The following is a 1,985-nucleotide window of genomic DNA, read 5'->3' on the forward strand; positions in this document are numbered from 1 at the left end:
CCAGCTCGTCGTCCAGCACGTGGGCGACCTGCAGCAGCGCGGAGCCGCCGCCTGCGACGATGCCCTCCTCGACGGCCGCCTTGGCGTTGCGCACGGCGTCCTCGATGCGGTGCTTGCGCTCCTTCAGCTCCACCTCGGTGGCGGCACCGGCCTTGATGACGGCGACGCCGCCGGCCAGCTTCGCCAGGCGCTCCTGCAGCTTCTCGCGGTCGTAGTCCGAGTCGGAGTTGTCCAGCTCGGCGCGGATCTGGTTGACGCGGCCCTCGATGGAGGTCTGCGCACCGGCGCCCTCGACGATGGTGGTGTCGTCCTTGGTGACGACGACCTTGCGGGCGCGGCCCAGCAGCGGCAGATCGGCGGTCTCCAGGGACAGGCCGACCTCCTCGGAGATGACCTGGCCATCGGTGAGGATGGCGATGTCCTGCAGCATGGCCTTGCGGCGGTCGCCGAAGCCCGGGGCCTTGACGGCGACGGACTTGAAGGTGCCGCGGATCTTGTTCACGACCAGGGTCGACAGGGCCTCGCCCTCGACGTCCTCGGCGATGATCAGCAGCGGCTTGCCGGACTGCATGACCTTCTCCAGCAGCGGCAGCAGGTCCTTGATGTTGGAGATCTTCGCGGAGACCAGGAGGATGTACGGATCCTCCAGGACGGCCTCCTGGCGCTCCAGGTCGGTGGCCATGTAGCCCGAGATGTAGCCCTTGTCGAAGCGCATGCCCTCGGTCAGCTCGAGGTCCAGGCCGAAGGTGTTGGCCTCCTCGACGGTGATGACGCCTTCCTTGCCGACCTTGTCCATCGCGGTGGCGATGAGCTCGCCGATGGCCGGGTCGCCGGCGGAGATGCCGGCGGTGGCGGCGATCTGGTCCTTGGTCTCGATGTCCTTGGCGGTGGCCAGCAGCTCGGCGGTGACGGCCTCGACGGCCTTCTCGATGCCGCGCTTGATGCCCATCGGGTTCGAACCGGCCGCGACGTTGCGCAGGCCCTCGGACACGAGCGACTGGGCGAGGACGGTGGCGGTGGTGGTGCCGTCGCCGGCGACGTCGTCGGTCTTCTTGGCGACCTCCTTCACCAGCTCCGCGCCGATCTTCTCGTAGGGGTCCTCGAGCTCGATCTCACGGGCGATGGACACGCCGTCGTTGGTGATGAGCGGGGCGCCCCACTTGCGCTCCAGGACGACGTTGCGGCCCTTGGGGCCGAGCGTCACCTTGACGGCGTCGGCCAGCGTGTTGAGGCCCTTTTCGAGGCCGCGGCGGGCCTCTTCGTCGAATGCAATGATCTTGGCCATGAGGCTGCGATCCTCCGTTGATGGTCGACGACACTTTGACGGTGCTGGCCCGGCGCCCGCGACGGCATGCGGCCGCGGTAAGTGTCACCCGCGGCCTCGACCGGCCCAGCTGTTTCATTTCACGTTCAAGTCACGTTGTTGGCACTTGCTCAACGCGAGTGCTAATCCCTGTTTCTAGCACTCGCCCCACCCGAGTGCAAGATTTGGCACGGGCGCGCAACTTTCGAACACGGCCCCGCGGAGCGCCCCGACCGATCCGGCGCCGCACCTATGCTGGCGCCCATGAGCGACACCGAGCTGAACAAGAGCGAGCTGAACCAGAACGCACCGCACGCCATCTCCCCCGATCTCGTCGCGGCGATCCGCGAGAAGGTCGCCGCCGATGGCGACGCCATCAAGAAGGAGCTGACGGATCTCGTCGCGTTCCCCTCGGTCCACGGTGAAGCGGACACGAAGGACGCCTGCCGGGGCGCGGCCGAGCTCGTCGTGAAGCAGTTCGCGGAGGCGGGCATCGAGCTCGAGTCGCACGAGACCGTCGACGGCTCGATCGCGCTGACGGGCCACGTGCCAGCGCCGGAGGGCCGCCCGACCGTTCTCCTCTATTCCCACTACGACGTCCAGCCCGCCGGCGACGTCGCCGCGTGGACCGCGGATCCGTGGACGCTGACCGAGCGCGACGGCCGTTGGTACGGGCGCGGCA

The 1,985-nt window shown here is 68.3% G+C and carries 2 protein-coding genes; one reads left to right on the forward strand and one right to left on the reverse strand.

The features are described 5' to 3' along the window. Positions 1 to 1,285: chaperonin GroEL (gene groL, locus GX015_RS10075; RefSeq protein WP_291344860.1), on the reverse strand; the 1,285-nt coding region annotated here is incomplete at its 3' end. 282 nt (positions 1,286 to 1,567) lie between these two features. Here groL and GX015_RS10080 point away from each other — a divergent pair. Next, a partial coding sequence (locus tag GX015_RS10080) for a M20/M25/M40 family metallo-hydrolase (RefSeq protein ID WP_291344862.1) occupies positions 1,568 to 1,985 on the forward strand: 418 nt, incomplete at its 3' end.

The organism is Corynebacterium sp. (assembly GCF_012837295.1).
Lineage (GTDB): Bacteria > Actinomycetota > Actinomycetes > Mycobacteriales > Mycobacteriaceae > Corynebacterium.